A 3,610-nucleotide genomic window follows, 5' to 3' on the forward strand; every position below is an offset into this window, starting at 1 on the left:
ACCATGGGTCCTCAACACGCCTATGGCATCGCTACGCGCCTTGAGCAAGTCTCAGGCGAACTGCTGAATCTGAACCAGGGCACGATTTATCCGGCCCTGGTGCGGCTCGAACAGCACGGCTGGACGCGCGGCAACTGGGGCAAGACGGAGAACAATCGCGAAGCGAAGTACTACACCATCACCAAGGCTGGAATGAAGGCTCTCGATGAAGAAACCGTGCGCTGGCGGCAGATGGCGGGCGTAGTAGAAAAACTGCTGACGGAGGAACAATAGCCATGGCTCGCTTTCGGAGATTCCTCGCCAAACTTCGCGACAAGTTCCGCAACAACCGGGCTGAGCAGGAACTTGCGCGCGAGGTAGCGTCGCATCTGTCTTTGCTCGCGGATGAATTTGAGCGCCGTGGGATGTCGCAGGAGGATGCGCGGATCGCGGCGAAGCGGACTTACGGCGGCGTGGAACAAGCCAAGCAGGCGCATCGCGACGAGCGAACGCTGTTGTGGATTGAACAAACCATGCAGGATCTTCGCCACGCCTGCCGGACTCTGGCGCGCAGTCCGGGATTCACTTTGGTTGCCGTCGCTACGCTGGCTCTCGGAGTTGGCGTCAACACAACGCTGTTTAGCGCCTATGATGCAGTGGCGCTGAAGCAACTGCCGGTTGCCGATGCGAACCACGTCGTGCGCCTCATGCGGACGCTCGAAAGCCACTTCGTTGGCGAGAACCAGTATGCATTTTCTTACCCCGAGTACATCAACCTTCGCGATCGCCAGAACGCGTTTCAAAGCGTGATCGCGGCCAGTTGGCCGGTGCGGGTCCTTGTTTCACAGGAAGACGAAACTGGCGGTGGATCGACTCAATTCAAAACCGCAAAGGCGCAGATCGTCTCAGGCAATTATTTTGGGGCCCTGGGCATCAACGCAATGCTTGGTCGCGTATTTGGCCCCAATGAGGATCGCGCTCCCGGCGGCAATACGGTTGTGGTACTCAGCCACTCATACTGGCTGCGCCAGTTCCGCGGTGATCCGCAAGCGCTAGGAAAAGTCATAAGAATCGGCAACACATCTTTCACCGTCATCGGCGTCGCTCCACGCGAGTTTACCGGGACGAGTCTCAATCCGCAGGTTCCCGATCTGTGGGCGCCGGCTTCGATGCAACAGCAACTTGTTCCGGGACAGGACTGGCTGCATAGGCCCACAGACTTTGAGTTCCAGGTTCTCGGCCGGCTCGATCCCGGCGTCGGATTGAAACAGGCACAGGCCGAAACCGATGCGCTGATTCGCCAGTTCGCCACTACATATGTCACTCGCGACCACACGCTCTCCGTTCGGCTCGAACGCACGGCCTTCTTCGGCAATATCGACGATCCTCGTTTTCGGGCCGGGGTGGGAGCCGTGATGGTTCTCTTCGCTTTGGTGCTGCTGGTGGCCTGCGCCAATGTGACGAACATGCTGGTTGCACGTGGCGCCACGCGGCAAAAGGAGATCAGCGTTCGACTCGCAATGGGAGCGAGCCGTGCTCGCGTAGTGCGACATCTTCTTACCGAGAGCCTGCTGCTCGCGCTGGGCGGCGGCATTACCGGACTGGCGCTGGCAGCGGCTGCCAGCAAACTGCTTTGGGTCGCGCTCAACCAGATACTGGTGCGTCAACTCGGCAGCGATTTTGTTCTGAGCCTGAATCTCAATCCCGACGCACGCGTGCTGGCCTATGCACTCGGCTTGGCGGTGGCCACGGGTTTCCTCTTCGGGCTGTCGCCGGCATTGCAGTTCACGAAACCGGACCTGAACACCTCACTCAAGGATGAAAGCACGTCATTCGGGCGCGGCGTAACGCGCTCGCGGATGCGCGGATTGCTTATCGGAGGCCAGGTCGCTGTCTCCATGCTGCTCCTCACTACTGCAGGGTTGCTCATTCGCGGCCTTGCACGCTCCCAAGCTGCCGAGCCCGGCTTTGATACTCACGACGTTTACCTGCTGCGCGCCGACTTCGGAGACGATCCTGTAAAAGCGACGGCCAGGTTTCATCGCATGACAGATTGGCTTAAGACTCTTCCGGAAGTGGCGAATGTTTCCTACGGCACCGCTCCGATGTTGGGAACCTGGACGCCGCCCATCACCGTCAAGAGGGGCGACGCTTTGCAGGGATCGATTGAATCTCGTACTCTCGCGGGTTATGCATCCGACAACTTCCTGAACACCCTGGGCATCGCCGTCCTGCGCGGCCGCAATTTTACCGCGCGGGAGTCGGCTTCTGGCGCGCACGTCGCCGTGATCAGCGCTTCCACAGCACGGCTCTTCTGGCCCAACCAGGATTCTCTGGGCAAACACTTCCAACTCGACCTGCATTTCGATGGCAAGCTCACTGAATACGAAGTCATCGGCATCGCCAGGGATGTTCGATTCGCAAACCTGACGCGCATCGATCCTGCGCGTGTCTACCTCGCCGCTGATCCACTGTTGATCGAGCCAGTGTTCTTCACGGTCCGTGGCGATCAGCAAGCGGCACTCGGCGGAGTGTGGAAGCATCTACGCACTTTCGACAGCGACATCTTACCGGGTGTCTCTCTTTGGAATGTGGAGACCATGCTTCTGGACCCGCAGCGAACACTTGCCCGCGCGCTGGCAATGCTGGCGGCGGTTCTCGCTTTGCTGGCACTCTCGCTTGCGGGCATTGGAATCTATGGCGTCATGGCATACGTGGTGAGCCAGCGAACACAGGAGATCGGCATTCGCATCGCGCTGGGCGCAACGGCCAGCCGTGTCCTGAGGAGTATTGCCGTTGCTGGACTTCGTCCGGTATTGATCGGCATGGTTGTTGGAATGGCCGCCGGCGCGGGTCTCTCGTTGCTGCTGCATCGCACACTAGCCTTACCGGGATCGGCCGATTTTCTCTACGGGGTCAGCTTCTACGATCCGCTGACTTTTGTGGGAATCACGGTGTTCCTGGTTGCCGTTTCTCTGATGGCAAGCCTGGTGCCCGCGTCGCGCGCAATCAAAGTCGATCCTTTGGTGGCTTTGCGCTATGAGTAGAGAAGTTCAGAGTTCTAAGTTCAGATTTCGGAGTTGGCCGGCCCGCCCAAAATCCCGCGGTACTTTGACTACCGACCTAGAACTCTGAACTTATCTGCCGCTCGCCTTACTTAACTTTCCCTGCTTTACCGTGAAGCGTTCACCGCGCCAGATGATGGTGTTGCCGGCGAAGCCTGCGACCCACAGACCGGTGGCGACGAGGTCACGCAGCGGCAGCAGCCATAAGGTGGCGAGCACCTGGTGGTCGCCGAGGACTTCAGCGCCGACCGTCATGGCGAGAGTAAGACGCAGGAAGAAACTCATCGCCAGGATCCAAAGACTGAGCGGACTCAGGCCGCTGGCAATGATGTTCAGAACAGCTAGCGTGAATCCTTGAGTGAAGAGGAGGCCCGCGTAGCCACCGGGGCGGGCATCGCGCACGGTGCGTAGCCAGCGAAGTTGATGATCGCAGAAGTCACGCCAGGCATAAGCGGGAACGCTGGTTTCGACGACGTCGCTGGAGAGTGCGATGCGGTACCCCGCTTTGTAGATGCGCTCGCCGAGTTCGTAGTCGTCCGCGAGATGATCGACGAGTGCTTCGAAGC

3 protein-coding genes are annotated in these 3,610 nt (G+C 59.4%); 2 read left to right on the top strand and 1 reads right to left on the bottom strand.

What is annotated here, in order from left to right; genetic code table 11:
- The coding region (locus WA354_RS05325; RefSeq protein WP_472811973.1) for a PadR family transcriptional regulator at positions 1-273 on the top strand (273 nt) is incomplete at its 5' end.
- Between the two features lie 2 nt (positions 274-275).
- Positions 276-3,026, top strand: a complete 2,751-nt coding sequence (locus tag WA354_RS05330) for an ADOP family duplicated permease (RefSeq protein WP_472811974.1) — start codon at positions 276-278, stop codon at positions 3,024-3,026.
- 90 nt (positions 3,027-3,116) lie between these two features.
- Here WA354_RS05330 and WA354_RS05335 read toward each other — a convergent pair.
- Positions 3,117-3,610, bottom strand: a 494-nt coding sequence (locus WA354_RS05335; RefSeq protein ID WP_472811975.1) for a glycosyltransferase family 2 protein, incomplete at its 5' end; no start/stop codon positions are given.

This window comes from Occallatibacter sp., from assembly GCF_049802275.1.
GTDB lineage: Bacteria > Acidobacteriota > Terriglobia > Terriglobales > Acidobacteriaceae > Telmatobacter.